Source organism: Mitsuaria sp. TWR114 (assembly GCF_007997345.1).
The window spans coordinates 1-685 of record NZ_VOSR01000827.1 but is presented as its reverse complement, the minus strand read 5'-3'; the positions used below and the strand labels follow the sequence as shown (position 1 = coordinate 685).

The following is a 685-nucleotide window of genomic DNA, read 5'->3' as shown; positions in this document are numbered from 1 at the left end:
CCATCCCGAACAGCAGCGGCAGCATCGTATGCGTGAGATGCGCCCGCCACGTGGCCACATGCTCCGACAGCGTCACGCCGCGGCGGCGCACGAAGTGCTTTGATGGCGGCAGCAGCAGCCAGAAGCCGATCGCCGCCAGCAGCCCCAGCACGCTGACGATGAACAGCGCCGGCCGCCATCCGAAGGCATCGCTCAGCAGGCTCACCCCGACCCGGCCCATCATCCCGCCGAAGGCCGTGCCGCCGACGTACTGGCCCATCGCCCGGCCCAGGCCCTTCGGATGGATCTCCTCGGCCAGGTAGGCCATCGCCACCGCCGGGACGCCGCCCAGCACCAGGCCCTCCAGCGCCCGCGCCACCAGCATCCCGTGCCAGCCCGGCACCACCGAGGCGATCAGGTTCAGCAGCGCCGCCATCGCCATCGACGCGAACATCAGCCGCTTGCGGTCCATGCTCTCCGACAGCGCCCCGGCGCAGAGGATCGCGAACGCGAGCGCACCGGTCGCCAGCGACAGCGACAGCGCGCTTGTCGCCGCGCCGACCTGGAATTCCGCCGCGAACAGCGGCAGCAGCGGCTGCACGCTGTACAGCAGCGAGAAGGTGGTGAAACCCGCCAGGAACAGCGCGAACGCGATGCGGCGGTAGGCGCGCGTGCCGGGCTCGGCGTGCTCGGCGTGCTCGGCGTG

Annotated in this window: 1 protein-coding gene; it reads right to left on the bottom strand. The window is 71.5% G+C overall.

Annotated features, from left to right (window positions below; all coding sequences use genetic code 11):
• Positions 1-685 (bottom strand): MFS transporter (locus tag FUT87_RS24650; RefSeq protein ID WP_147242703.1); only part of this gene is annotated, 685 nt, incomplete at both ends.